The organism is Amycolatopsis thailandensis (assembly GCF_002234405.1).
In the GTDB taxonomy this organism is placed as follows: domain Bacteria; phylum Actinomycetota; class Actinomycetes; order Mycobacteriales; family Pseudonocardiaceae; genus Amycolatopsis; species Amycolatopsis thailandensis.
In genome coordinates, this window is the sequence record NZ_NMQT01000252.1 from 1 (window position 1) to 518 (window position 518).

Genomic DNA, 518 nt, shown 5'->3' on the forward strand with positions numbered 1-518 from the left:
GTCCCGACCCGATCTGCTGGATCCCGCCCTGAACCTCGGCGACGTCGGCGGTGAGTTCATCTACGCCGGGTTCAGCGGGAAGATCATCACCCCGGAGCGGTTGCTGCGGCACTGGTCCCGGTATTTCCTGATCGCGCTGGACGACGACGGTGTGCCGATCGCGCGGGCGCTGTCGGTCCCGCTGACCTACCCCGCCGAGGACCGGCACGAACTGCCCGCCCACGGCTGGGACGAGGCGATCCAATGGGCCGCGCAGGACCTCATGGACGGCCGCGCGCCGGACACCCTGTGCGCGCTTGAAGTCGTTGTGGCGCCGCGGATGCGGGGGACGGGGTTGTCGACGCCGATGCTCAAGGCGCTCAAGGCGCGGGCTGCCGAAACGGGGCTGAAGCGGCTGATCGTCTCGGTGCGCCCGATCGGCAAGGAGGACGAGCCGGACGTCCCGATGGAGTCCTACGCCGTGCGGCGCCGCGAAGACGGGCTGTTCGCCGACCGCTGGCTGCGCACCCACGAACGGC

The 518-nt window shown here is 70.7% G+C and carries 1 protein-coding gene; it reads left to right on the top strand.

The window, feature by feature from the left end; genetic code table 11:
- Positions 1-518: GNAT family N-acetyltransferase (locus tag CFP71_RS42045; RefSeq protein WP_143267288.1), on the top strand; the 518-nt coding region annotated here is incomplete at both ends.